This window comes from Arthrobacter sp. C2 (assembly GCA_024207135.1).
Taxonomy (GTDB): domain Bacteria; phylum Actinomycetota; class Actinomycetes; order Actinomycetales; family Micrococcaceae; genus Paeniglutamicibacter.
Genome location: CP042428.1, coordinates 793,900 through 816,674, shown reverse-complemented (window position 1 = coordinate 816,674; position 22,775 = coordinate 793,900). Strand labels below are relative to the sequence as shown.

Genomic DNA, 22,775 nt, shown 5'->3' with positions numbered 1-22,775 from the left:
AACAGGTGGATGATGGGCGAAGATACGGATCGCGCACGGCTCGAGGGCCAGGTCACTGCGGCCGAGCGGCAGCTGAACATCGTGCGGGACAAGAACCGCCAACTGGACCGGCAGCTGGCCACGGCCGGTGCCAACAACACCCGCCTGGTCGCCATGCTCGAGCGCACCCGCGAGGAAATCCTGAACCTGAAGTCCGGGCTCGAAAAGGACGGGGACACCCCCTTCAGCCACGGCACCGTCGTCGACCTGCACCCGCGCACCCACCCGGTGCCCGGGGTCGCGATCTCCTCGACCGGCGTTCAGTCCGCCGACATCGTCCAGGGCGGGCGCAAGCTGCGCGTGGGCATCTCCCCGCTGCTGGACTTCGCCAAGCTGGCCATCGGCCAGGAGGTGCTGCTGAACGAATCCCTGGTCATCGTCGCCGGGCTCGGCTACGAGAAATCCGGGGAGCTGGTCACCGTCAAGGAGGTCCTGGAGGACCACCGGGTGGTGGCCATGGGGCGTGCCGACGACCAGCGCGTCATCCGCCTGGCCGCACCCCTGGTCAAGGACACCGTGCGCGTCGGTGACGTGCTGACCCTGGACACCCGCACCGGGCTGGGCCTGGAAAAGGTGCACCTCTCCGACATGCAGTCCCTGGTGCTTGAGGAGGTCCCGAACATCTCCTACGCCGACATCGGCGGGCTGTCCGACCAGATCGAGGCGATCCGCGACGCGGTGGAACTTCCGTTCCTGCACCCGGACCTGTACCGCGAGCACGGGCTCACCGCCCCCAAGGGCATCCTGCTCTACGGCCCCCCGGGCTGCGGCAAGACGCTGATCGCCAAGGCCGTCGCGCACTCGCTCTCCGAGCGCACCAACGAACGCAACGGCGACACCGGCACGGCCAAGAGCTACTTCCTGAACATCAAGGGTCCCGAGCTGTTGGACAAGTACGTCGGGGAGACCGAGCGCCACATCCGGCTGATCTTCGCCCGCGCCCGGGAGAAGGCCGCCGGCGGCAACCCCGTGGTGGTGTTCTTCGACGAGATGGACTCGCTGTTCCGCACCCGCGGCACCGGGGTGTCCTCCGACGTGGAGACCACCATCGTCCCGCAGCTGCTCGCCGAGATCGACGGGGTTGAGCGCCTCGACAACGTCATCGTCATCGGCGCCTCCAACCGCGAGGACATGATCGACCCGGCGATCCTGCGCCCGGGCCGATTGGACGTGAAGATCAAGATCCGCCGCCCCGACGCCCAGGGCGCCGCGGAGATCTTCGCCAAGTACCTCACCGCGGATCTGCCGCTGCACCCGGACGACCTGGCCGAACACGGCAACGATGCCGACGCGACGGTGCGCGCCATGATCCAGGCGACCGTCGATGCGATGTACTCCACCGGGGAACAGAACCAGTTCCTCGAGGTCACCTACGCCAACACCGAGACCGAGATCCTCTACTTCAAGGACTTCTCCTCCGGCGCGGTGATCCGCAACGTCGTGGACCGCGCCAAGAAGTCCGCCATCAAGGCGCTGCTCACCGGCGCCGAACGCGGGCTGCGCATGGAGCACCTGCTGGCCGCTGTCGTGGAGGAATTCCACGAGCACGAGGACATGCCCAACACCACCAACCCCGACGACTGGGCGCGGATCTCCGGGCGCAAGGGCGAACGCATCACCTTCATCCGCACCATCGTGGCCGACAAGAACGGGCGCGGCAAGACACTGCAGGCCCCCGGCGCCGACGAGACCGGGCAGTACCTGTGAGCGTCCACCGGGTCATGGGCCTGGAGACCGAGTACGGGGTGCTGGCCCCCTCCATGCCCGGGGCGAACGCCACGATGCTCTCGGCCCAGGTCATCAACGCCTATGCCGCGACCGTCCGCGAGGCCCGCGGAAAGATCGCCGGAACCCGCTGGGACTACGCGGACGAGTCCCCGCTGAACGACGCCCGGGGCTTCACCCAGCCGCGTGCCCAGGCGGACCCCTCCCAGCTCACCGACGTCGAACCGGAACTTGACGCCGAGCAGGTGGCGCTGGCCGGCGGGGACGTGAGGATCGGGGACACCCTCTACGAGGCCGGGCCCTACGACCACGAGGTGCTGATGAACATGGTGCTGGGCAACGGCGCCCGGCTCTACGTGGACCACGCGCACCCGGAGTACTCCTCCCCGGAAACCACCAACCCGTTCGACGCGGTGCTCTGGGACCAGGCCGGGGACCACGTGGCGCTGGCCGCTGTGCGCCGCATCGAGTCGCTGGCCGGGGTGCCGGATGTGCACCTGTACAAGAACAACACCGACAACAAGTCGGTCTCCTACGGGGCGCACGAGAACTACCTGATGCCCCGTTCGGTGCCCTTCGATTCGATCGCCGCGGGGCTGATCCCGTTCTTCGCCACCCGCCAGGTCATCTGCGCCTCCGGGCGGGTGGGCCGTGGCATGCTCGGCTCCTACCCCGGGTTCCAGGTCTCGGCGCGCGCGGACTTCTTCGAGGCGCAGATCGGCCTGGAAACCACCATCCGCCGCCCGATCATCAACACCCGCGACGAGCCGCACGCGCACTGGGAAAAATACCGCCGGCTGCACGTGATCATCGGGGACGCGAACCTCGGGCAAATCTCCACGCTGCTGCGCACCGGCACCACGGCCCTGGTGCTGTCGATGATCGAGGCCGGCACCGCCCCGGAGATCGAGCTGCGCGATCCGGTCGCCGCACTGCAGGCCATCAGCCACGACCCCACACTCACCGCCAAGGTCGAACTGGTTGACGGGCGCCGGCTCACCGCGCTTCAGATCCAGTGGATCTACGCCGAGGCCGCGGCCCGGCACAGCGGCGCCACCGATGCGACCGACGAGGCCACCGTGGAGATCCAGCGGCGCTGGGAGGAAACCCTGCACCAGCTGGAAACCGACGTCTTCTCCGCGGCCTCCACCGTGGACTGGGTGGCCAAGTACAAGCTGATGGGCTCCTACGCGCAGCGCCACGGCCTGGACTTCACCGACCCGCGGATCGCGGCGATGGACCTGCAATGGGCGGACATCCGCCCGGAGAAGGGCCTCTACCACCGGCTGGCCGCACGCGGGCTGGTCGAAACCCTGTATTCCCCGGCGCAGATCGCCCACGCCGCGACCAACCCGCCGGAGGACACCCGCGCGTACTTCCGCGGGCGGGTGCTCAGCCAGTATCCGGAGCACGTGGTGGCGGCCAGCTGGGACTCGGTCTCCTTCACGGTTCCCGGGGGCCGGAAGCTCGAGCGCATCGCGACCCTGGAACCGTTGCGCGGCACCAAGGCCCTGGTCGGGGAGCTGCTGGACCAGGAGTTGTCGATCCGCGAGTTCATTGCCACGCTGCGGAGCTAAAGTCCCTACCCAGTGGCAAGATGTAAGTAACAGCACAACCAAGGGGCCCAGGCCGCGGCGTCGCCGCTACCGGCCCCCGGAGCAGAGGGAAGAGAGCGCAACCGCCATGACACAGGAACACCACTCGGGACAACGCCGCGAAGAAACCCAGGCGCAGGAGCAGGAAGCCACGGCCGCCGCCGGCCAGGACGCCGGGGTCGATGACCTGCTCGACGAGATCGACGGGGTGCTGGAGCAAAACGCGGAGGAATTCGTGCGTGGCTTCATCCAAAAGGGCGGGCAGTGACCGAACTCGGTCCCGGGCCCTCCTTCCTGGAGCACCTGAACCGGGACCGCCCCGACCTGCTGCCCGGCACCCGCGCCGTGCTGCCGGCGGACGCCGGCGCCCAGGTGCCCCACGGAACCACCATCGTCGCGCTGTCCTACGCCGATGGGATCGTGATGGCCGGGGACCGCCGCGCGACCATGGGCAACGTGATCGCCAGCCGCCGCATCGAGAAGGTCTTCGAGACCGACAGCTACTCGGTCATCGGGATCGCCGGCGCGGCGGGCCTGGCCATCGACATCGCCAAGCTCTTCACCGTGGAACTGGAGCACTACGAAAAGATCGAGGGCACACGCCTGTCCCTGGACGGCAAGGCCAACCGGCTGGCCTCGATGATCCGCTCCAACATGCCCATGGCCCTGCAGGGCATGAGCGTCGTTCCGCTCTTTGCCGGCTTCGACACCTTCTCCGGCACCGGGCGGATCTTCTCCTTCGACATCACCGGCGGGCTCTACGAGGAGGTCGAGCACCATTCGATCGGCTCCGGCTCCCCGTATGCCCGCGGCGCGCTGAAGAAGCTCTGGCAGCCCGGCCTCGGCGCCACCGCCGCGGTGCAGGTCGCCGTGGAGGCGCTTTACGACGCCGCCGACGACGACTCGGCCACCGGGGGACCTGACACCGTGCGCGGCCTGTGGCCGGTGGTCTACACCGTGGATGCCACCGGGGCCCACCGCGTCGAGGACGCCATCCTGGCCGACATGGCAGCCGACATCATCGCCACACGCACCGCCAGCGGGAGGGAGTCCTAGATGAGCGCACAATACTACGTATCGCCCGAACAGCTCATGAAGGACCGGGCGGACTTCGCCCGGAAGGGCATCGCCCGCGGACGGGCCGTCATCACGGCCTCCTGCATCGACGGGATCGCGTTGATCGCGGAGAACCCCTCGGGTTCGCTGCACAAGATCGGGGAGATCTACGACCGCATCGCCTTCGCGGCGGTGGGCAAGTACAACGAGTTCGAGTCCCTGCGCCAGGCCGGGGTGCGCTACGCCGACACACGCGGCTACTCCTATTCCCGCCACGACGTGACCGGCCGCGGCCTGGCCAGCGTCTACGCCCAGTCCCTGGGTGCGGTGTTCACCGCCGAGGCCAAGCCCTTCGAGGTGGAACTGGCGGTCCTTGAACTCGGGGCGACCCCGCCCGAGGACACGCTGTTCTCGCTGAACTTCGACGGCTCGATCGCCGAACAGCCCGGGCACATCATCATGGGCGGGGACACCCCGGCGCTGCGCGAGGCCTGGAACGCCTACTGGATGGGCAAGGACCTGGCGGCCGCCGGCATCGACGAGGTCATCCGCGCCGCGGCACTGGTGTTGCCGGGCGTGGGGGAGGGCCCCGGGGACGCCCACCTCCTGGAGGTCGCGATGCTCGAACGAACCACCTCCACCGGCTCGCACCGCCATTTCCGCCGCCTCGACACCCCCACCATCGCCCGGATACTGGGAGCAGGGAAGTAGACAGAACATGGACCGCAGAATCTTCGGCATCGAAACCGAATACGGGATCAACTATTCGGACCCCACCGGGCGCCCGCTCACGCCGGAGGAATCGGCCCGCTACCTCTTCCGCCGGGTGGTGGCCTGGGGGCGCAGCTCCAACGTGTTCCTGACCAACGGCTCCCGGCTCTACCTGGATGTCGGATCGCACCCCGAATACGCCACGGCCGAATGCGACGAGCTGACCCAGTTGATCGCCCACGACCGGGCCGGGGAAGCGATCCTGAACGACCTGGTGCAAAGCGCCGAGGAACGCATGGCCGCCGACGGCTACAACGGCCGGCTCTACCTGTTCAAGAACAACACCGACACCGCCGGGAACTCCTACGGCTGCCACGAGAACTTCCTGATCCCGCGCAAGCTCGAGTTCGCCCGGCTCGCCGAGATCCTGATCCCGTTCCTGGTCACCCGGCAGCTGATTGCCGGGGCCGGAAAGATCGTGAACATCGAGGGCGAGCCGCTCTACGCGTTCTCGCAGCGCGCCGACCATGTCTGGGAGGGCGTCTCCTCGGCGACCACCCGCTCCCGGCCCATCATCAACACCCGCGACGAGCCGCACGCGGATGCCGAGTACTTCCGCCGCCTGCACGTCATCGTGGGGGACTCGAACATGTCCGAGACCACCCAGCTGGTCAAGCTCGGAGCCACCGACCTGATGCTGCGGATCATCGAGTCGGGAAAGATCATGGAGGATCTGCGACTGGAAAACCCGATCCGCTCCATCCGCGAGATCTCCCACGACTTCAACGGCACCACAATGGTCAGGCTCGCCAACGGCACCGAGCTTTCCGCCCTGGCCCTGCAACGCCGCTTCCTGACCCTGGCCACCGAGTTCGTGGAGCGCGAAGGGGCACACCACGACCAGGTCCCCGCGGTGCTGGACCTGTGGACCCGGACCCTGGATGCCGTGGAATCGGGAAACTTCTCGGGCATCGACACGGAAATCGACTGGGCGATCAAGCACAAGCTGATCACTTCCTACGCCGATCGGCACAACCTGGACATGGGCGCCCAACGCCTGGCCCAGCTGGATCTGACCTACCACGACATCGACACCAAGCGCGGGCTTTTCCACCTGCTGGCGGCCCGCGGGCGCGCCGCCACCGTGGTGGATCCCGCGGACATCGCCTTCGCGGTGGACAACCCGCCGCAAAGCACCCGGGCGAAATTGCGCGGGGACTTTGTGCGTGCCGCCAAGAACGCGGAGCGCGACTTCACCGTGGACTGGGTGCACCTGAAGCTCAACGACCACCCCGGCCAGACGGTGCTGTGCAAGGATCCCTTCGTCAACGAGGACCCGCGGGTCCAGGAGATGATCACCTCGATGGGTGGGTCGCCCCAGGTTGCATCCGGCCGCCTGCAATAAGGAGATTCACAGATTCGGCATTTAGGCTGTTTATAACCTCTTTCGAAAGCTCACCATTCAGTGTGGGTGTTTCAAGTCCCAAAATCCCCAACTGAAAGTTGATTTCGTGCGCAAAGTTATGGCACTCGTTGCAACGGCCTCGTTGCTGCTGGTCACGGCCTGTGGTTCAACCACGACGGCCTCCAGCGGTGACATCGCCCCCTTGGAATCGATCAAGGTCACCCCGGGTTCGGATGATGCGTCCGATCCCACGGTCACCTTCGAAACCCCGCTGGTTGCCACGGCAACCGCGGCCAAGGTCCTCGTCGAGGGCAAGGGCGATCAAATCAAGGAAAACCAGAACATCAAGTTCAAGTCCATTGCCTACAAGGCAACGGATGCGAGCCTGCTCGGCTCCGGCTTCGCCGGCGAGCCGGTGACGCTGCCGACCAACGAGGAATTCAAGGCCCAGCTCCCGGCGCTCTACGACACGCTGATGCAGACCAAGGTCGGCTCCTGGATCGCCATGGTCGAACCTGCGGCCGAGGCAGCGGCAACCGGCGGCGCCTCGCCCTCGGCAAGCCCGGAAGCGGCCCCGGCCGAAACCGTGGTCGTGCTCAAGGTCGTCTCCACCGAGGAGATCCCGCCGAAAGCACCGCCGTCCAAGAAGCTCGGCGCCGACGAGGTCAAGAAGCTCAAGGACGCCGGAGCGCTGCCGACCTTCGAGATGAAGGACGGCAAGCCGGCCATCACCATCCCGAAGGACAAGGACGTGCCGGGCGGACTGGTCGTTGACGTCGTCAAGGAGGGCACCGGCAAGGTTGCCACCGCCACCTCGAAGGTCTCGGCCAACTACACCGGGGTGAGCTGGGAAGACGGCAAGCAGTTCGACTCGAGCTACGACCGCGGGGCGGCGTCGGACTTCGGCCTCGACGGCGTCATCCCCGGCTGGACCCAGGGCCTGACCGGGCTGAAAGCCGGCACCCAGGTCATGCTGACCATCCCGACGGACCTGGCCTACGACGGGGCCCCTGGAGCCCCCGAGGGCCCGCTGGTGTTCTTCGTGGACCTCAAGGAAGTAAAGTAGCTAGGACGCTTCTAGCAAACAACCGAAAGGACTTCACCCATGTCTTTTGGACAGCGTGAATACGACCGCACCAAGCCCGAGATCGATTTCCCGGGAACCGATGCCCCGACCGAGCTGAAGATCGAGGACATCGCCGTCGGCGACGGTGCCGAGGTCGTTCCGGGCTCGAACATCTCCGCCCACTACGTCGGCGTGGCTTGGTCCACCGGCGAGGAATTCGACGCCTCCTGGAACCGCGGCGCCCCGCTGGACTTCCGTGCCGGCGTCGGCCAGGTCATCCAGGGCTGGGACCAGGGCCTGATCGGGATGAAGGTCGGCGGCCGCCGCCGCCTGGAAATCCCCTCGGAAATGGCCTACGGTTCCCGTGGCGCCGGCGGAGCCATCGGCCCCAACGAAGCCTTGATCTTCGTCGTGGACCTGGTGGCAGTGCGCTAGGCACGGCTTCACCGATCGACGCCCTTGGCCGTGTTTTCCCATGTTGAACCGGGAAAACACGGCCAAGGGCCGTTAACGCGGCGTTGCATTGGCCCGGGTTCGTCGCCACGGGGTAATCTTGCGGACGTGGCTCAAATTAATTCCGGCGGTCCTTCCCGTGCCGAGAAACTCGTCAGTCTCACCTATGCGTTGATCAACACCCCGCACGGGTATTCCAAGCGTGAGCTGCGCAAGATCGTTGACGACTACCAGGGGCTGAACGACGCCGCCTTCGACAGGAAGTTCGACCGGGACAAGAAGGACCTTCGCGAGATGGGCGTTCCGGTGAAGACCCTGGGCACCGGATCCGACGAACGCTACCTGATCACCCCCGAAAGCTACAGGCTGCCCGAAGTCAGCTTCAGCACCGAGGAAGCCGCGGTGCTGGGCCTGGCGGCACAGCTGTGGAAGGACACCGACCTGGAATCCTCCGCCGCCCGGGCCAACGGCAGGCTCTCGGCCGGCCTGGAAGACACCGGGCACGGGGTCCGGTTCACCGAATACGTCCCGCGCCTGCACGCCGCCGGGCCGGCCTTCGCCGCCTGCCTGGAAGCGGTCTGGGCACACCAGGTCGTCTCCTTCGAGTACTTCGATGCGCAGGGCCGCACCAGCGAACGGACCATCGATGCCTGGGGGATCGGATCCCGCTTCGGGAACTGGTACCTGGTGGGCCTGGACCACAAGCGCCAGCACGTGCGGATGTTCCGGCTCACCCGCATCCTCAGCCCCATCCACACCGGCAAGGCCCACGACACCCGCCCCGCCGGGTTCTCCATGGCCCAAACCCTGGGCCGGCTGGATCCCGACATCGCCGGGCAGACCGCCAGGATCTCGGTGGCCAAGGACACCGGCTGGGCACTGCGCTCACGCGCCGCATCCATCACCCCGGGCCAGGACCGCGACGAACTTTCCCTGCAATTCCACGATCTCATGGCCCTGGCAGCCGACGTGGCCAAGCTTGGCGCCAACGCCCGCGTGCTGGAACCGGCATCGCTGGTGTCCGCGGTGCGACGGAAGCTCGACGGGGCGCTGGCGGCCTCGAACCACCCGGTCCCCGACTACAAGCTCGGCAAGCGCCGCAACGCCGGCCGGCCGCCCTCGACCGAGGCCGTGGCACGGAACCTCGACATCATTTCCTACGTGGCCAGCCACGGTTCACCAAGCGTTGTGCAAACGGCCACCCACTTCGGGTTGACTGAAAAGCAGCTGCTGGCCCACCTGCAAACCATCATGATGTGCGGGGTGCCCAACGGCTTGCCCGACGAACTGATCGACGTGGAATGGGAGGCCGGGACCATCAGCATCAACAACGCCGAGGCCCTCAACGCACCGATCAGGCTCAGCCTTCCCGAGGCCGCGACCATGCTTGCGGGACTGGCCTCGCTGCGCGGGCTCCCGGGATTCGAACACGCCGCTGCCGTCGATTCCGCCCACGCGAAGCTGCAGGCCGCCGCCGTCGGATTCGAGGGCCTGGAAGCGGTTTTGTCCATCACCCTGCGCTCCGCCGAGGAAAACGAGATCCATGCAACCCTGGCCCGGGCCATCCGCGAACGCCGGGTTGTCGAACTGACCTACTACAGCGCCTCCAGCGATGCCGTCACCGTCCGGCGGGTCGAGCCGATCCGGCTCCTGGAGAACGCCGGCCGCCAGTACCTTCGCGCCTTCTCGATCCCCAACGACGAAATCCGGTCCTTCCGCATCGACCGGATCCAGTCCGCGACCCTCCCCGGGACTCTCTTCGACTTCGATGCGCAACGGCACGAGGACGAGGCCGACATCTTCTTCACCCCCGGCCCCGCCGACGAGCTCGTGGTCCTGGGCTTTGCCCCGCGGCTGGCGGCCCTGGTGGAGGAGTACGCACCGGAGAGCTGGGCCAAGGCCGGGGAAGAGCACATTGCCGAGATCCGGATGCCCTCCACCTCGACCATGCCGGGCATGGTCGCCTACCACGGCGGGGACCTGCGGGTCATCGGCCCCGATTCCCTGCGCGCCGAGGTCGAGACCTGGCTTCGTGCGGCCGTCGACTCCCAGGAAGTGAAGTAGCGATGTTGCCTTGGTGGTTTTGGGTCCTGCTGTGGACCGTCCTGGCCTTTGCCACGCTGCTCTTCCTGGTGCTCGCCGGGATCAGGCTCTTTCGCGGCTTCATGGCACTGGCCCACGAGGTCGGCGAGGCCATGGACCGCAGCGGCGCCTCGATGGATGCCGAGGCCGAGGACCGCGACTACCCCGAGCCAACCGACAGGACCCCGGCCGGGGTGGCCGCCCTGTTCCAGGATCCCGATGCCGCACGCCAGGGATACGAGGCCGGCAAGCTTCGTCGGGCCACCGCCCGCCGCAACACACGCGTGAAGCGCAAAGCCCTGCGCGGACAACCCCAGCGCGTAAGCGATTTAGAACTCTTCTGACGTAGACTTAACACGATTGAAAGGTAGGTTCCCCATGGGTGGAATCCAAGGATGGCATCTGGTCATCATCGTAATTTTGGCGCTGCTGCTGTTCGGTGCCCCGAAGCTTCCCGGTTTGGCACGCTCCGTCGGCCAGTCCCTGCGCATCTTCAAGTCCGAGGTCCGCCAGATGAAGGACGACGACAAGGCTCCTGCTGCCGGCGACGAAACCGTCGAGGGCAAGATCGTTGATCCCGACCGTCGTGAGAACAACGCCTAATATTTCGTGAGCGAACAAGAAGCTGCTGCCACCAAGGGGCGGAAGAAAAATCCCGAGGGCCGCATGGCCCTGAAGGAACACCTGGTCGAGGCCAGGAACCGTCTCTTCATATCGCTGATTGCCCTGGTTCTGGGAACGGTCGGAGGGTTCTTCCTCTATGACAATGTCCTCGAGCTGATCATCGCGCCGGTGCGCGCGTACGGCGGCGAAGTCAACTTCACCTCCGTGATGGCACCCTTCGACATCATGCTCAAGACATCGCTCCTCCTGGGCCTGGTCTTCTCCGCGCCCATCTGGATCTACCAGCTCTGGGCCTTCATCGTCCCGGGCCTGAAGAAGAAGGAACGCAACACCGCCATCGGCTTCGCCGCCGCGGCGGCACCGCTGTTCATCCTCGGCGTGGGCATGGCCTACTGGGTGCTTCCGCACGCCCTGAAGTTCTTCATCTCGCTGACCCCGGAAAACGCGCAGTCCTGGCTCACCACCGACACCTACCTCCCGTTCGTCTTCCGCCTGCTGATCGCCTTCGGACTGGCCATGCTGGCCCCGGTGCTGATGGTCGGGCTGAACATGGTCGGAGTGCTCAAGGCCAAGCTGATCATGAAGCACTGGCGCATCACGGTCTTCCTCATTGCCCTCGTGGCAGCCATGGCGGCACCCGGCGGCGATGCGATCACCATGTTTGCGCTGGCCGGCCCGCTGTTCGTGACCTTTGCGACGGCAACGCTGATCTGCCACCTGAACGACAAGAAGCGCGACAAGAAACGTGCACAACTTGAGGCGGAAAACGCCGCCAACGCAGGCGAGGGGTCCAGCATTCCCGACTCGCCGGATCTTCCATAGGAACGCCCGCGTCCGCAACACGGACGCGGGCGCACCTACTACCCTCCTGAAAGGGGTCGCAGCGTGAGCATGCCGGCCGAGCGATACACCGCAGCCAAGGAACAACCGCAGGAGGAAGGAACCGGGCTTGCCGAGTTCCGCGCCACCCTGGGCTTCGACCTTGATCCCTTCCAGGAAGAGGCCTGCCGTGCCGTTGCCACCGGTTCCGGTGTGCTGGTCGCCGCCCCGACGGGCGCGGGAAAGACCGTGGTCGGCGAATTCGCCATCTTCCAGGCGCTGCGTTCCGGCCGCAAGGCCTTCTACACCACACCCATCAAGGCGCTGAGCAACCAGAAGTACTCCGACCTCGTGGCCACCTACGGCCCCGAGCGGGTCGGGCTGCTCACCGGGGACATGACCATCAACGGCGAGGCCGAGATCGTTGTCATGACCACCGAGGTGCTCCGCAACATGCTCTACGCGGACTCAGACACCCTCGACTCGCTCGGCTACGTGATCATGGACGAGGTCCATTACCTGGCCGACAAATTCCGCGGGGCCGTGTGGGAAGAAGTGATCATCCACCTGCGCGACGACGTCCAGGTGATCTCGCTGTCGGCCACGGTCTCCAACGCCGAGGAATTCGGCGGCTGGCTCGACACCGTGCGCGGGGACACCAGCATCATCGTATCCGAGCACCGCCCCATCCCTTTGTTCCAGCACGTCATGGTCGGCGGCCGGCTCCTTGACCTGTTCGCCGAGGACGTGTCCTTCGACCAGGTCGCCAATGCACCGGAGCGCGCCGCGGAGGTCAACCCCGAGCTGACCAAGATGGCACACCGCGCCATGGCCGGCCCACGCTCGCAGCGTGGCCGCTCGCGCCGTGGCGGGGGATCATGGGGGGCGCAGCGCGAGCAGCTCAGCACCCGGGTTTCGCGCCCCGACATGATCATGGCCCTTGACCAGGCAGGGCTGCTGCCCTCGCTGGTGTTCATCTTCTCCCGCAACGGCTGTGACGCGGCCGTTGCGCAGTGCGTGCGTTCGGGCCTGGCCCTGACCACCATCGCCGAGGCCACCGAAATCGAGCAGAGCATCGACCTGGTGGCGCACAAGCTGCCGCCGGACGACCTGGAGGTGCTGGGCTTCTGGCCATGGCGCGAGGGCCTGATGCGCGGCTTCGCGGCCCACCATGCCGGGTTGCTGCCGATCTTCAAGGAAGTCGTCGAAGACCTCTTCGTCCGCGGCTTGGTCAAGGCCGTGTTCGCCACCGAAACACTGGCACTGGGCGTGAACATGCCCGCCCGTTCGGTGGTCATGGAAAAGCTGGAGAAATTCAACGGCGAATCACACGTGGCCATCACCGCGGGGGAGTACACCCAGCTGACCGGCCGCGCCGGGCGCCGCGGCATCGACGTCGAGGGCCACGCGGTGGTGCTGTGGCAGCAGGACACCGACCCGGCCGCGGTGGCCGGGCTCGCCTCGAAGCGGACCTACCCGCTGAACTCGAGCTTCCGTCCCACCTACAACATGTCGCTGAACCTGACCTCGCAATTCGGCAGGGAACGGGCCCGCGGCATCCTGGAGACCTCCTTCGCCCAGTTCCAGGCCGACCGCTCCGTGGTGGGCATGGCCCGCCAGGTCCGCTCCCGCGAGGAATCGCTGGCGGGGTACAAGAAGTCGATGACCTGCCACCTGGGGGATTTCACCGAGTACGCGGTGCTGCGGGCCGAGTTGTCCACGGCCGAAAAAGACGCGGCGAAAACCATATCCCGGCTGCGCCGCGCGTCGGCGACCGAATCCCTGGAATCCCTGGTCCGCGGCGACATCATCGAGGTCACCGGCACCCGCCGGCTCGGGCGCTGCGTGGTCATCGAACAGGATTCGGCCTGGAACGACCCACGCCCCACGGTGCTGACCGAGGACAAGCACATCCGCCGTGTCGGCGTCCAGGACCTCAACGGCCCGGTCGAGGTCATCTCCCGGATCCGGATCCCCAAGGGCTTCACCGGGCGCAGCCCCAAGGAACGCAGGGACCTGGCCGCCTCGCTGCACAGCGCGCTGGCCGAGTCCCGCCCGCCGCGCGAGGACGCCCCGGAATACAGGTTCACCGGCAGCGACGAGGAGGAAGCCCGCATCACCCAGCTGCGCGCCACCCTGAAGGCGCACCCCTGCCAAGGGTGCCCGGAACGCGAAGACCACGCCCGCTGGGGCGAGCGCTACTCCAAGCTCTTGCGCGACACCAACAAGCTGCGCTCCCAGATCAGTGGCCGCACCAACACCATTTCCAAGACCTTCGACAAGGTGGCCAAGGTGCTGGAGGACTTCGAGTACCTGGTGCCCGCGTCCGACGACCTGGGCCAGGCCCAGATCACCGCCGCCGGGCAGCGGCTGCGCCGCATCTACGGCGAACGCGACCTGCTGACCTCGCTGGTCATGGAGACCGGGGCCATGAACGAAATGACCGCGGAGGAGCTGGCCGGGTTCATCTCCGCCCTGGTCTTCCAGGCGAGGCGCGAAGACCACGGGCCCGACCCGCGCATGCCCACCGCGAAGATCCAGATCGCCTGGGAAGCGTCGGTGAACCTGTGGTCGCGGCTCTCGGATGTCGAGGCGAATGCCGGGCTGCCCGAGACCGCCGCCCCGGATTCCGGGCTGATCTGGCCGATCTACAAGTGGGCGCGGGGCTCGGACCTGCGCGAGTGCCTGCGCGGCACGGACCTGGCGGCCGGGGACTTCGTGCGCTGGGCCAAGCAGGTCATCGACGTGCTGGACCAGCTGGCCAAGATCCCCGACCTGGATGCGGGATTGGCCCGGTCCTGCAACCGCGCGGTCCAACGCGTCCGCCGCGGGGTCGTCTCCTATTCAAACGTGGTCGACTAGGACCACGCTCTCCCGGGCCCGGCCCGGCATCTGTTGGATCGAAGCACGCCGAGGGATTTTCGTGCGTGCCTGCTTAAAGCAAAGGTAAGAAATGTCTGTTGAGTTGTACCGCAATGGTTCCATCTATTCCCCGGCCGATCCCTTTGCGACCGCCATGCTGGTCGAGGACGGCACCGTGGCGTGGATCGGGACCGAATCCGCCGCCGGCGCGCTGCTGGATGCGCGGATGACGGAGATCGATTTGCAAGGCGCACTCATCACCCCGGCCTTCGTGGACTCCCACGTCCACCTGGGTTCGCTCGGTGCCTCGCTCAACGGACTGGACCTGGGCAATGCCCGCAGCACCGGCGAGGTGCTCGAGGCCGTCGCCGCGGCGGCGGCGCAGGGCAGCGGCCTGCTCCTCGGCGCCGGCTGGGACGAATCGACCTTTGGCGACGGCACGCTGCCCACCAGCGAGCAGTTGCAGCAGGCGGCTCCCGACCGCGAGGTCTACCTGGCGCGCGTCGACGTGCATTCGGCCCTCATCAGTCCCAAGCTGGCCATGCGCTTCGGCCTGTCCGAAGGTCCCGAATACACCGGCGCCCTGGTCCGCGGGAAGGCCCACGGGCGCATCCGGGATGCGATCTTCGCCTTTGACGAAGCCACCAACTCCGAAAACCGCAATCGCGCCCTGGCGCACCTGGCCTCCACCGGGCACGGAACGGTCGTGGAGATGGCTGCCGGGCAGATCTCCGGCCGCGCGGACCTCGAGGCGCTGCTGGCCCGCACCGACGCGGACAAGGCCGCAACACCCGAGGTCTTCGCCTACTGGGCGGAACTCGTGGGCACCGAGGAAGAAGCCCGCACGCTGCTGGCCTCGTTCAATTCCGCTGCGGTCGTCGGACTGGGCGGGGACCTGAACATCGACGGTTCGATCGGTTCGCGCACCGCGTTGCTGCGCGAGGACTACGCAGACGCCGCCGGCGAACGGGGCACCTCCTACCTAGGCGTCGAACAGATCAGCGCGCACGTCGCGGCGTGTTCGCTGGCCGGGATCCAGGCTTCCTTCCACGTCATCGGCGATGCCGGTCTCGACGTGGCCCTCGAGGGCTTTGCCAAGGCGGCCGAATCCGTGGGACTGGCCAAGGTCCAGGCCGGGCGGCACCGCCTGGAGCACGTGGAAATGGTCGATGCGGCCGCACGCGGCCGCATGCTGGACTTCGCCCTGACCGCATCCATGCAGCCGGGCTTCGATGCTGCCTGGGGAGGGGCAGGGGGGCTGTACACCCAGCGCCTGGGCGATGCCCGGGCGGCGGCCATGAACGGCGTTGGACAGTTCCTCTCGGCCGGGGTCCCGGTGGTCATCGGCTCCGATGCCCCTGTCACCGCGGCCAGCCCGTGGGCAGCGGTGAAGGCCTGCCTGGAATTGAGCGATCCGCAGGCACGGATCTCGGCCAGGGCGGCTTTCATGGCCCACACCCGCTCCGGTTTCCGTGCCCTGGGATCGCCGAACCCGATGGCGGGGCAGTTGGTCAACGGCGCCGAGGCCACGTTTGCGGTTTGGGATGCCGCCGAGCTTTCCGTACAGACACCGGACCTTCGTGTCTCGTCCTGGAGCACCGATGCCCGCGCCGGCACCCCGATGCTCCCGGTGCTGGAAGACGAGCTGCCCAATTGCCTGCGCACGGTGCGTGCCGGCAACGTGATTTTCGACGCGATGGGCGGAGCCTAGGCGGACCGGGGCTTCCCCGCCGTTGGGTTCAGAGAAAAAGTGTTTTGGCAAGGCCGGAATCGAAGTATTTGCGCGAGGCCTCGTCAAGTTCCTTGAATGCTGGTCAGCGCGCCATATATCGGTTGACCTGATTGAATTCACGTAGCCAGTGGTCCGGAAACGGTTGACAGCTAAAAACTGGACGGTAGGCTGTTACCAGTGTCTGATCCTTCGATCCGGCTTACCGGTATTCCGGTCCGCAAGAACAAATTGACCCCGTTGGCATTAGATAACACCTTCCTGGCCGCTCGTCGGCCGGGAGGGACGGACCGAAGCCGCGGGGTCGATTTGTGTGTCCGGCCGGTGGGCCGAATCGTCTTGCGCGTCACACGGCTGGGAGCCGGGTTTCGGGGGAGCGGTTGCGTATAATTGTGCACTGACCCCCACCCGATCCCTGAAACCAGTCGCAGCGGGTTAACCCTACGCGGCACCTTGGTACCTGGCCCCTTGCGGCCTTCTTCCGCGGATCGTTCCATCAGCAGAAAGGGACTGCCGCGTGCGCGTAGTCACGATCATTCCGACCTACAACGAGCTTGAATCGCTGCCCATCACCGTGGGCCGCTTGCGTGCCGCGGTGCCTGATTCGGATGTCTTGATCGTTGACGACAATTCCCCGGACGGCACCGGCGCCCTGGCAGACAAGATGGCTGCCGAGGACAAATCCATCCACGTCATGCACCGCACGGGCAAGGCCGGCCTGGGCGCCGCCTACCTGGCCGGGTTCCGCTGGGCCTTGGACGCCGGGTACGACGTCCTGGTGGAGATGGATGCCGATGGTTCACACAAGCCCGAGCAGCTTCCCCTGCTGCTGGCGGAAATCCCCAAGGGCGCTGACCTGGTCATCGGTTCGCGCTGGGTCAAGGGCGGCTCGGTCGTCAACTGGCCGCTGCACCGCAAGATGATTTCCCGCGTGGGCAGCTTCTACTCCCGCACCATGCTGGGCGTGAACCTGCGCGACATCACCGCCGGCTTCCGCGCGTTCCGCCGCGAGACCCTCGAGGCCCTGGACTTCAACGCCATCGAGTCGGTGGGCTATGGCTTCCAGGTCGACATGACCTTCCGCGTGGCCCAGCTGGGCAAGAAGATCGTCGAGGTGCCGATCACCTTCGTCGAACGCGAACTTGGCGTCTCGAAGATGAGCGGAAACATCGTTGTCGAGGCCATGCTGAACGTGACCCGGTGGGGCCTGAGCGCCCGCTGGAAGAAGCTCACCGGACGCAAGTAGTACCCGCCGGCCGCATCCCGGATACGGCCGGACATGGCGAGGGCCCGAATGGATCATCCATTCGGGCCCTCGCCATTGCAGCAAACAGAGGCGTGTTGCTAGCCCTTCAATGCTGCCTGGGCTGCACCACGGGTGGCGCGCAACTTGTCCAGGCGATCCTTCAGGATCGTTTCCAGTTCTTCGACGGACCGGCGCTCGAGGAGCATGTCCCAGTGGGTGCGCACCGGCTTCTCGTTGGTCTCCTCCGGCTGTGCGTCGCCATTGACCAGCGATGCAATCTTGCCGGTCTTGGAAGTCCAGGTTGCCGGGATGTCTGCCTCTGCGGCAAAAATCACGAACACCTGCTCGCCGTCTTCGCAACGGTATTCAACGCGCTGGCGCGCTGCTGGCTCGACGCCAGCCTCAGTTTCCATGCTCTGTGCGCCAAGGCGCATTCCTCGCAGGCTGCGATCGCTCATATTGTCTCCCTACTGCGATTACATACGGGTTCGGCTACCGATTTCAACGTCCCGGTCCAGCATAAAATTCCCGCGGGGCGCAAGTCTCGAAGTTTCCATTATACGGCCCAAACGCGGCTTCGGGCGGGCATCCTCGCTTGTGAGGTCGCCCGCCCAATATTTTGCCGCCTGAAACAGGCCGTTACATCAGGGTGCTGCTGGTGCCTTCCGGCTTCTGGTCGTCGTCCGGGCCTTCGTTGAAGTTGCCCAGCGCGCCGCCGATCCCCTTCAGGGCCTCGCCGACCTCGCTGGGAATGATCCACAGCTTGTTGGCGGTGCCTTCGGCGATCTTCGGCAGCATCTGCAGGTACTGGTAGGCCAGCAGCTTCTGGTCCGGCTTTCCGGCGTGGATCGCGTCGAAGACCTTCTGGATGGCCGCCGACTCGCCGTCGGCACGCAGGATGGCCGCCTTGGCGTCACCCTCCGCTTTCAGGATGGATGCCTGGCGTTGGCCTTCGGCGGTGAGGATTGCCGACTGCTTGGTGCCTTCGGCGGTGAGGATCGCGGCACGGCGGTCGCGCTCGGCGCGCATCTGCTTCTCCATGGAGTCCTGGATCGACAGCGGTGGATCGATGGCCTTGAGCTCGACACGGGAGACGCGGATGCCCCACTTGCCGGTGGCCTCGTCAAGGACGCCACGCAGCTGGCCGTTAATCTGGTCGCGGCTGGTCAGTGCCTCTTCGAGGTTCAGCCCGCCGACGACGTTACGAAGCGTGGTGGTTGTCAGCTGCTCCACAGCCTGGATGTAGTTGGCGATTTCGTAGGTCGCTGCACGCGGCTCGGTGATCTGGAAGTAGACCACGGTGTCGATGGAGACCACCAGGTTGTCCTCCGTAATCACCGGCTGCGGCGGAAAGCTCACAACCTGTTCGCGAAGGTCCAGCATCGGCAGCAAACGGTCAACAAACGGAATCAAGATCGTCAGCCCGGGAAGCAGTGTGCGATGGTACTTGCCCAGCCGCTCCACGATCCCGGCCCGCGCCTGCGGCACGATGCGCACGGAGCGCAGCAGCACGATGATCACGAAGATTGCCAGTACTACCAGGACGACCGTGAGGCCAAGGCCCGATGTTTGCATCTCTTCTCTCTTTCGTTGGGGCGCCATGTTCCAGACGCCGAAAACTTGTCTGGGAGTTGCTAGTCCAGGCCGGGCATTTGGGTGCGCAGCGTGATGTAGGCCGTTGCCCCTTCGATGCGGACCACCGAACCGTAGGTTCCCGGCTGCAGCGCAACATCGTCGTCGGTTCGCGCCGACCAGGTCTCTCCGCCGATCTTTGCGCGTCCATTCATCCTGGAGGTGGGCTCCAGGACCAGTGCGTCTTCACCGATGAGCCGATCGACATTGGTGCGCAGCCCTTCGGGATCCTTGCGCAGGTGCCGCAGTGCGATGGGACGCACGAGCATGATCATGAGCAGGGACGTAATGCTGAAGACCACCATCTGCAACCAGAATTCCCCGCCAAGCAGCGCAACGGCCACGCCGCCCAGGGCTCCGACCCCAAGCATGATGAAGTACAGGTCAAGGGAGATCATTTCGATGATGGCCAGCAAGAGGAAGAGCGCCAGCCAAACGACCCATGCGTTCGTTATGAGCCAGTCGTACATTGTTGCCCCCTAAGTCAAGATGTGTTGGATACACACCAACCTCCATGCCTTCCATTTTGCCCGATGGGCATGCCAAATCGAATCAGCACAAGGGACGATGTTCCCGAGCTGGCCCCTCATCACTGCGATGAGGGACCGCCCGGCGACGGCGTTATGGGCGCTTAGTCGATCTTGCGGAATTCCTGGATGCGGAACGCCGCGGTGACCAGGGTGGCACTTCCGGCATCCGCCAGTCGGATGCGCAGGGTTTCGGGGTCCAGGTGGTGTCCGGCCGGGCCCATCATGGCCAGCTCGAAGGCGGCCTCCGGATCCAGCACCAGGGGGATCTTGACCTCCTCGGTGGCACGAAGCTCGAAGCCCCCGCCCATCGAGGCCACGACGCCCGCGGCCTTGTCGGCGGCGATCCCCAGCAGCCCCAGCAGGGCCGCGCCCTCGGCCAGGTGGCCGGGCAGCGGGGTCACGACCAGGGCGGTTCCGCCCGGACGCAGCACCCGGGCGAATTCGGCACCGTTGTGCGGGGAGAAGATGTTGAGCACGACATCGAAGGATTCGTCTTCCAGCGGCAGTTCGCGCCACAGGTCCCACACCAATGCCAGGGTGTCGGGGAGCTTCGCCGCGCGGCGCATTGCGTAGCGGGAGATGTCCAGGGCCACGGCGCTGGCTGCCGAAGTCCCGGGCAGGGCCTGGAGAACCTGGCGGAGGTAGTAGCCGGTCCCGGCACCCGCATCGAGTATCCGGGGGTGCTCGATTCCCTGCAGGGCGTTGCGGACCCGGTGGCCCAGGGCCTCGGCCAGGGACTCGTAGTGCCCGGCGTCCAGGAAGGAGGCCCGGGCGGCGACCATGGGGGCCCCGTCCTCGGTGAAGTTGGTTCCCTTGCCGGTGAGCAGGTTGAAATAGCCCTGCTTCGCGGCGTCGAAGCCGTGCCCGGCCTCGCAGCCCAGGCGCGCCGGGCGGCCCGGCTGGTGCTGCAGGGACAGCCCCGACTTGCAGACGGGGCAGCGAAGCCCCGAATCGAGAGGTGTTGGCTGCTGCACGTGTGTCCTTCGTCTCAGGTGAATTCGATAGGCTAGCGCAGTGAAACCAGAGCAACTAGAACTACTGACTACTGTATCTGCGCCCAGCCTGAGCCCGGATGCAGGCCGTGCCGTGGTGTCCGCCTCCCGCCCCAGCTTCGCCTCCGATTCATACGTGGGCCAGTTGTGGTTGCTGGAGCTCGACGGCTCGGCCCCGCCCCGGCGCTTGACCCGCGGAGAATCCGACAGCGGGCCCCGGCATTCCCCGGACGGCATGTGGATCGCCTTCCTGCGCGCCGATGCGAAGGGCGTCGCCCAGCTGGCGGTGGTCGAGGCGGCCGGCGGCGAGCCGCGGGTGCTGACCGAGCGCACGCTGGGCGTTGGCGGTTTTGTCTGGTCCCCGGACGGCGGCTCGATTGCTTTCCTCTCCCGCACCCCCGAACCCGGCCGCTACGGCTCCATCGACGATGTCGGAGCCGGGGCCGAGGCCCCGCGGCACATCACCACCTTGAACTACCGCGGCGACGGCGTGGGCTTCACCGGGGACAAGGTGCAGGAATTGTTCACGCTGGATGTTCCGGGCCTTGAGCAGGAACCCTTTGTCCGGCCCCGGGGCCGGGCCGCGCACGGGCTCCACAAGGTGCCCGGTGGACTGCCCGAGGCGACGGCGCGCGCACTGGCCGGGCAGGATGTGGCCGATCCCTGCTACAGCCCCGATGGTCGGTGGATCTACTTTGCCGCCGCGCTGCACGAGGGACACGACACCGACCTGCGGTCGCAGCTCTACCGCGTGCCGGCGGTCGGGGAGGCGCCGGCGGTGCCCGAGCTGGTCCTCGGTGCCGCGGACTCACCCTGGGCCTACCGGGCCCCGCGGTTCAGCAACGACGGGGCAACCCTCTTTGCCCTCGGCCAGTTCGTGGGGGAGTCGGGCACAGACTTCCTGGCCCGGCAGGTCGCCGTCTGTGCCATGGATGCCCGGGCTACGGGCGTGCGCGAGGCTGCGGTGCTGACCGACACCGACGCCGTCGACTACACCGAGTGCGAGCAACTGGTTCCCCACGGATGCTCCGGGGTCCTGGCACTGGCCAGGGTGCGCGGCACCGGGGAATTGCACCTGGTCACCGCCGGCGGCAACAGCTCTGTGTTGGGCTCCGGCCCGCAGGTCATCCACGGGGCGGCCTCGAACGGTGCGACCATCGTGGTGTCCTACGCGTCCCCGGACTCGCCGGGGGAGTGCGCCGCACTGGAGGGCGGTTCGCTGCGCCAGCTCACCGGGTTCGGGAACACCCTGCGGCGGCAAACCACGCTCAGCGCCCCGCGCGAGGTCAGCTTCACCGCCCCTGACGGGTACCCGGTCCACGGTTGGATCCACCTGCCACAGGGCCCCGGCCCGCACCCGGTGCTGCTGAACATCCACGGTGGCCCGTTCTCGCAGTACGGGCCCGCCTACTTTGACGAGGCACAGGTCTATGCGGCGGCCGGGTACGCGGTGCTGCAATGCAACCCGCGTGGCAGCTCGAGCTACGGCCGGGCGCACGGGACGGCCATCAGGCACGCGATGGGCACCGTGGACCTGCAGGACGTCATGGCCTTCCTTGACGGCGCCTGTGCTAGCGAGCCCGACCTGGACGAGGGGCGCGTGGGCGTCCTGGGTGGTTCCTACGGCGGCTACCTGACCGCCTGGACGATTGCCCATGAGCATCGCTTTGCCGCTGCCCTGGTGGAACGCGGGTTCCTGGATCCGCTGTCGTTCGTGGGCACCAGCGACATCGGCTGGTTCTTCGCAGATGCCTACACCGGGTCGGATCCCGAGCGGGTTGCCGCCCAGTCGCCGATGGCCAAGATCGGGCAGGTGCGCACCCCGACGTTGGTCATCCACTCCGAGGGCGACTACCGGTGTCCGGTGGAACAGGCCCAGCGGTACTATGTGGGTTTGAAGCAGCGCGGGGTGCCGACCGAGTTCGTGCTGTTCCCGGGGGAGAGCCACGGGCTCAGCCGGGGAGGGTCCCCGTGGCACCGCCGCCAGCGCTTTGAGGCAATCCTGCGGTGGTTCAACCGGTATCTGCCGGTTGACGGATCCTCGAACCAAACGGCCCCGTAACCACCCGAAGGTGCTCGGCGTCGGTGGCGGGGGCCCGGTGAACGCCGCCTTGCCACCGAGGGTTTTACCGGGCTCGGCGGAAGTCGTTGCTGGCTACGCACGATCCGGCTCCGAGCTTCACCGGCGCTTCGAGCACCCTGCCGGGCT

The 22,775-nt window shown here is 66.7% G+C and carries 20 protein-coding genes; 16 read left to right on the top strand and 4 right to left on the bottom strand.

Annotated elements, in window-relative coordinates; translation table 11 throughout:
* Positions 1-9: 9 nt before the first annotated feature.
* From arc to FPY90_RS03690, 15 genes are all read left to right on the top strand, one after another.
* The gene (gene arc / locus FPY90_RS03760; RefSeq protein WP_083411248.1) at positions 10-1,746 is read left to right on the top strand and encodes a proteasome ATPase; all 1,737 of its coding nucleotides are present in this window, start codon (positions 10-12) and stop codon (positions 1,744-1,746) included.
* 14 nt (positions 1,747-1,760) lie between these two features.
* The gene (gene dop, locus FPY90_RS03755; RefSeq protein ID WP_083411249.1) at positions 1,761-3,341 is read left to right on the top strand and encodes a depupylase/deamidase Dop; all 1,581 of its coding nucleotides are present in this window, start codon (positions 1,761-1,763) and stop codon (positions 3,339-3,341) included.
* A gap of 106 nt (positions 3,342-3,447) precedes the next feature.
* Positions 3,448-3,627, top strand: a complete 180-nt coding sequence (locus FPY90_RS03750) for a ubiquitin-like protein Pup (RefSeq protein ID WP_071214990.1) — start codon at positions 3,448-3,450, stop codon at positions 3,625-3,627.
* A complete protein-coding gene (gene prcB / locus FPY90_RS03745; protein ID WP_071214991.1) occupies positions 3,624-4,415 on the top strand; it encodes a proteasome subunit beta in 792 nt (263 codons plus the stop codon). The genes FPY90_RS03750 and prcB overlap by 4 nt, the downstream gene beginning before the upstream one ends.
* Positions 4,416-5,126 carry a proteasome subunit alpha gene (gene prcA, locus FPY90_RS03740; protein WP_498683900.1) on the top strand — a complete coding sequence of 237 codons (711 nt, stop codon included), beginning with the start codon at positions 4,416-4,418 and terminating at the stop codon, positions 5,124-5,126.
* Positions 5,127-5,133: 7 nt separating this feature from the next.
* A complete protein-coding gene (gene pafA / locus FPY90_RS03735) occupies positions 5,134-6,531 on the top strand; it encodes a Pup--protein ligase (protein ID WP_071214993.1) in 1,398 nt (465 codons plus the stop codon).
* A gap of 118 nt (positions 6,532-6,649) precedes the next feature.
* Entirely contained in the window at positions 6,650-7,597 is a 948-nt protein-coding gene (locus FPY90_RS03730; protein ID WP_498683898.1) for an FKBP-type peptidyl-prolyl cis-trans isomerase, read from the top strand.
* 39 nt (positions 7,598-7,636) lie between these two features.
* Complete coding sequence (locus tag FPY90_RS03725; RefSeq protein ID WP_071214995.1) at positions 7,637-8,032, top strand: FKBP-type peptidyl-prolyl cis-trans isomerase; 396 nt, start codon at positions 7,637-7,639, stop codon at positions 8,030-8,032.
* Positions 8,033-8,158: 126 nt separating this feature from the next.
* A complete protein-coding gene (locus FPY90_RS03720; protein WP_498683896.1) occupies positions 8,159-10,114 on the top strand; it encodes a helix-turn-helix transcriptional regulator in 1,956 nt (651 codons plus the stop codon).
* Positions 10,115-10,116: 2 nt separating this feature from the next.
* On the top strand, positions 10,117-10,476 hold the full coding sequence (locus tag FPY90_RS03715) for a hypothetical protein (RefSeq protein WP_498683893.1): 360 nt from the start codon (positions 10,117-10,119) through the stop codon (positions 10,474-10,476).
* A 34-nt stretch (positions 10,477-10,510) separates the two neighbouring features.
* A complete protein-coding gene (tatA, locus tag FPY90_RS03710; protein ID WP_113764502.1) occupies positions 10,511-10,735 on the top strand; it encodes a Sec-independent protein translocase subunit TatA in 225 nt (74 codons plus the stop codon).
* Between the two features lie 6 nt (positions 10,736-10,741).
* Complete coding sequence (tatC, locus tag FPY90_RS03705; protein ID WP_342592443.1) at positions 10,742-11,578, top strand: twin-arginine translocase subunit TatC; 837 nt, start codon at positions 10,742-10,744, stop codon at positions 11,576-11,578.
* A 69-nt stretch (positions 11,579-11,647) separates the two neighbouring features.
* On the top strand, positions 11,648-14,437 hold the full coding sequence (locus FPY90_RS03700; protein WP_498685497.1) for a DEAD/DEAH box helicase: 2,790 nt from the start codon (positions 11,648-11,650) through the stop codon (positions 14,435-14,437).
* 91 nt (positions 14,438-14,528) lie between these two features.
* Entirely contained in the window at positions 14,529-16,148 is a 1,620-nt protein-coding gene (locus FPY90_RS03695; protein ID WP_498683892.1) for an amidohydrolase, read from the top strand.
* A gap of 535 nt (positions 16,149-16,683) precedes the next feature.
* Positions 16,684-17,412, top strand: a complete 729-nt coding sequence (locus tag FPY90_RS03690) for a polyprenol monophosphomannose synthase (protein ID WP_071215001.1) — start codon at positions 16,684-16,686, stop codon at positions 17,410-17,412.
* A 98-nt stretch (positions 17,413-17,510) separates the two neighbouring features.
* Here the strand turns inward: FPY90_RS03690 and FPY90_RS03685 are convergent, their stop codons facing one another.
* The 4 genes from FPY90_RS03685 to FPY90_RS03670 all read right to left on the bottom strand — a co-directional run bounded on the left by FPY90_RS03685 (position 17,511) and on the right by FPY90_RS03670 (position 20,548).
* On the bottom strand, positions 17,511-17,870 hold the full coding sequence (locus tag FPY90_RS03685) for an RNA polymerase-binding protein RbpA (RefSeq protein WP_071215002.1): 360 nt from the start codon (positions 17,868-17,870) through the stop codon (positions 17,511-17,513).
* 181 nt (positions 17,871-18,051) lie between these two features.
* Positions 18,052-18,987: an SPFH domain-containing protein gene (locus tag FPY90_RS03680; protein ID WP_071215003.1), complete on the bottom strand. Its 936-nt coding sequence runs from the start codon at positions 18,985-18,987 to the stop codon at positions 18,052-18,054.
* Between the two features lie 59 nt (positions 18,988-19,046).
* Positions 19,047-19,514: an NfeD family protein gene (locus FPY90_RS03675; RefSeq protein WP_071215004.1), complete on the bottom strand. Its 468-nt coding sequence runs from the start codon at positions 19,512-19,514 to the stop codon at positions 19,047-19,049.
* 161 nt (positions 19,515-19,675) lie between these two features.
* Positions 19,676-20,548 carry a methyltransferase domain-containing protein gene (locus FPY90_RS03670; protein WP_498683890.1) on the bottom strand — a complete coding sequence of 291 codons (873 nt, stop codon included), beginning with the start codon at positions 20,546-20,548 and terminating at the stop codon, positions 19,676-19,678.
* A 40-nt stretch (positions 20,549-20,588) separates the two neighbouring features.
* Between FPY90_RS03670 and FPY90_RS03665 the strand changes: the two genes are divergently transcribed.
* On the top strand, positions 20,589-22,628 hold the full coding sequence (locus FPY90_RS03665; protein WP_498683888.1) for a S9 family peptidase: 2,040 nt from the start codon (positions 20,589-20,591) through the stop codon (positions 22,626-22,628).
* Positions 22,629-22,775: the final 147 nt, after the last annotated feature.

Excerpts from the sequence above, each read along its gene's own strand:
- pafA (WP_071214993.1), top strand. The coding sequence starts at position 5,134 with ATGGACCGCAGAATCTTCGGCATCGAAACCGAATACGGGATCAACTAT.
- FPY90_RS03685 (WP_071215002.1), bottom strand. The coding sequence starts at position 17,870 with ATGAGCGATCGCAGCCTGCGAGGAATGCGCCTTGGCGCACAGAGCATG.
- FPY90_RS03725 (WP_071214995.1), top strand. The coding sequence starts at position 7,637 with ATGTCTTTTGGACAGCGTGAATACGACCGCACCAAGCCCGAGATCGAT.
- arc (WP_083411248.1), top strand. The coding sequence starts at position 10 with ATGATGGGCGAAGATACGGATCGCGCACGGCTCGAGGGCCAGGTCACT.
- dop (WP_083411249.1), top strand. The coding sequence starts at position 1,761 with ATGGGCCTGGAGACCGAGTACGGGGTGCTGGCCCCCTCCATGCCCGGG.
- FPY90_RS03695 (WP_498683892.1), top strand. The coding sequence starts at position 14,529 with ATGTCTGTTGAGTTGTACCGCAATGGTTCCATCTATTCCCCGGCCGAT.
- FPY90_RS03700 (WP_498685497.1), top strand. The coding sequence starts at position 11,648 with ATGCCGGCCGAGCGATACACCGCAGCCAAGGAACAACCGCAGGAGGAA.
- FPY90_RS03730 (WP_498683898.1), top strand. The coding sequence starts at position 6,650 with ATGGCACTCGTTGCAACGGCCTCGTTGCTGCTGGTCACGGCCTGTGGT.
- FPY90_RS03750 (WP_071214990.1), top strand. The coding sequence starts at position 3,448 with ATGACACAGGAACACCACTCGGGACAACGCCGCGAAGAAACCCAGGCG.
- prcA (WP_498683900.1), top strand. The coding sequence starts at position 4,416 with ATGAGCGCACAATACTACGTATCGCCCGAACAGCTCATGAAGGACCGG.
- tatA (WP_113764502.1), top strand. The coding sequence starts at position 10,511 with ATGGGTGGAATCCAAGGATGGCATCTGGTCATCATCGTAATTTTGGCG.
- FPY90_RS03680 (WP_071215003.1), bottom strand. The coding sequence starts at position 18,987 with ATGCAAACATCGGGCCTTGGCCTCACGGTCGTCCTGGTAGTACTGGCA.
- FPY90_RS03715 (WP_498683893.1), top strand. The coding sequence starts at position 10,117 with ATGTTGCCTTGGTGGTTTTGGGTCCTGCTGTGGACCGTCCTGGCCTTT.
- FPY90_RS03675 (WP_071215004.1), bottom strand. The coding sequence starts at position 19,514 with ATGTACGACTGGCTCATAACGAACGCATGGGTCGTTTGGCTGGCGCTC.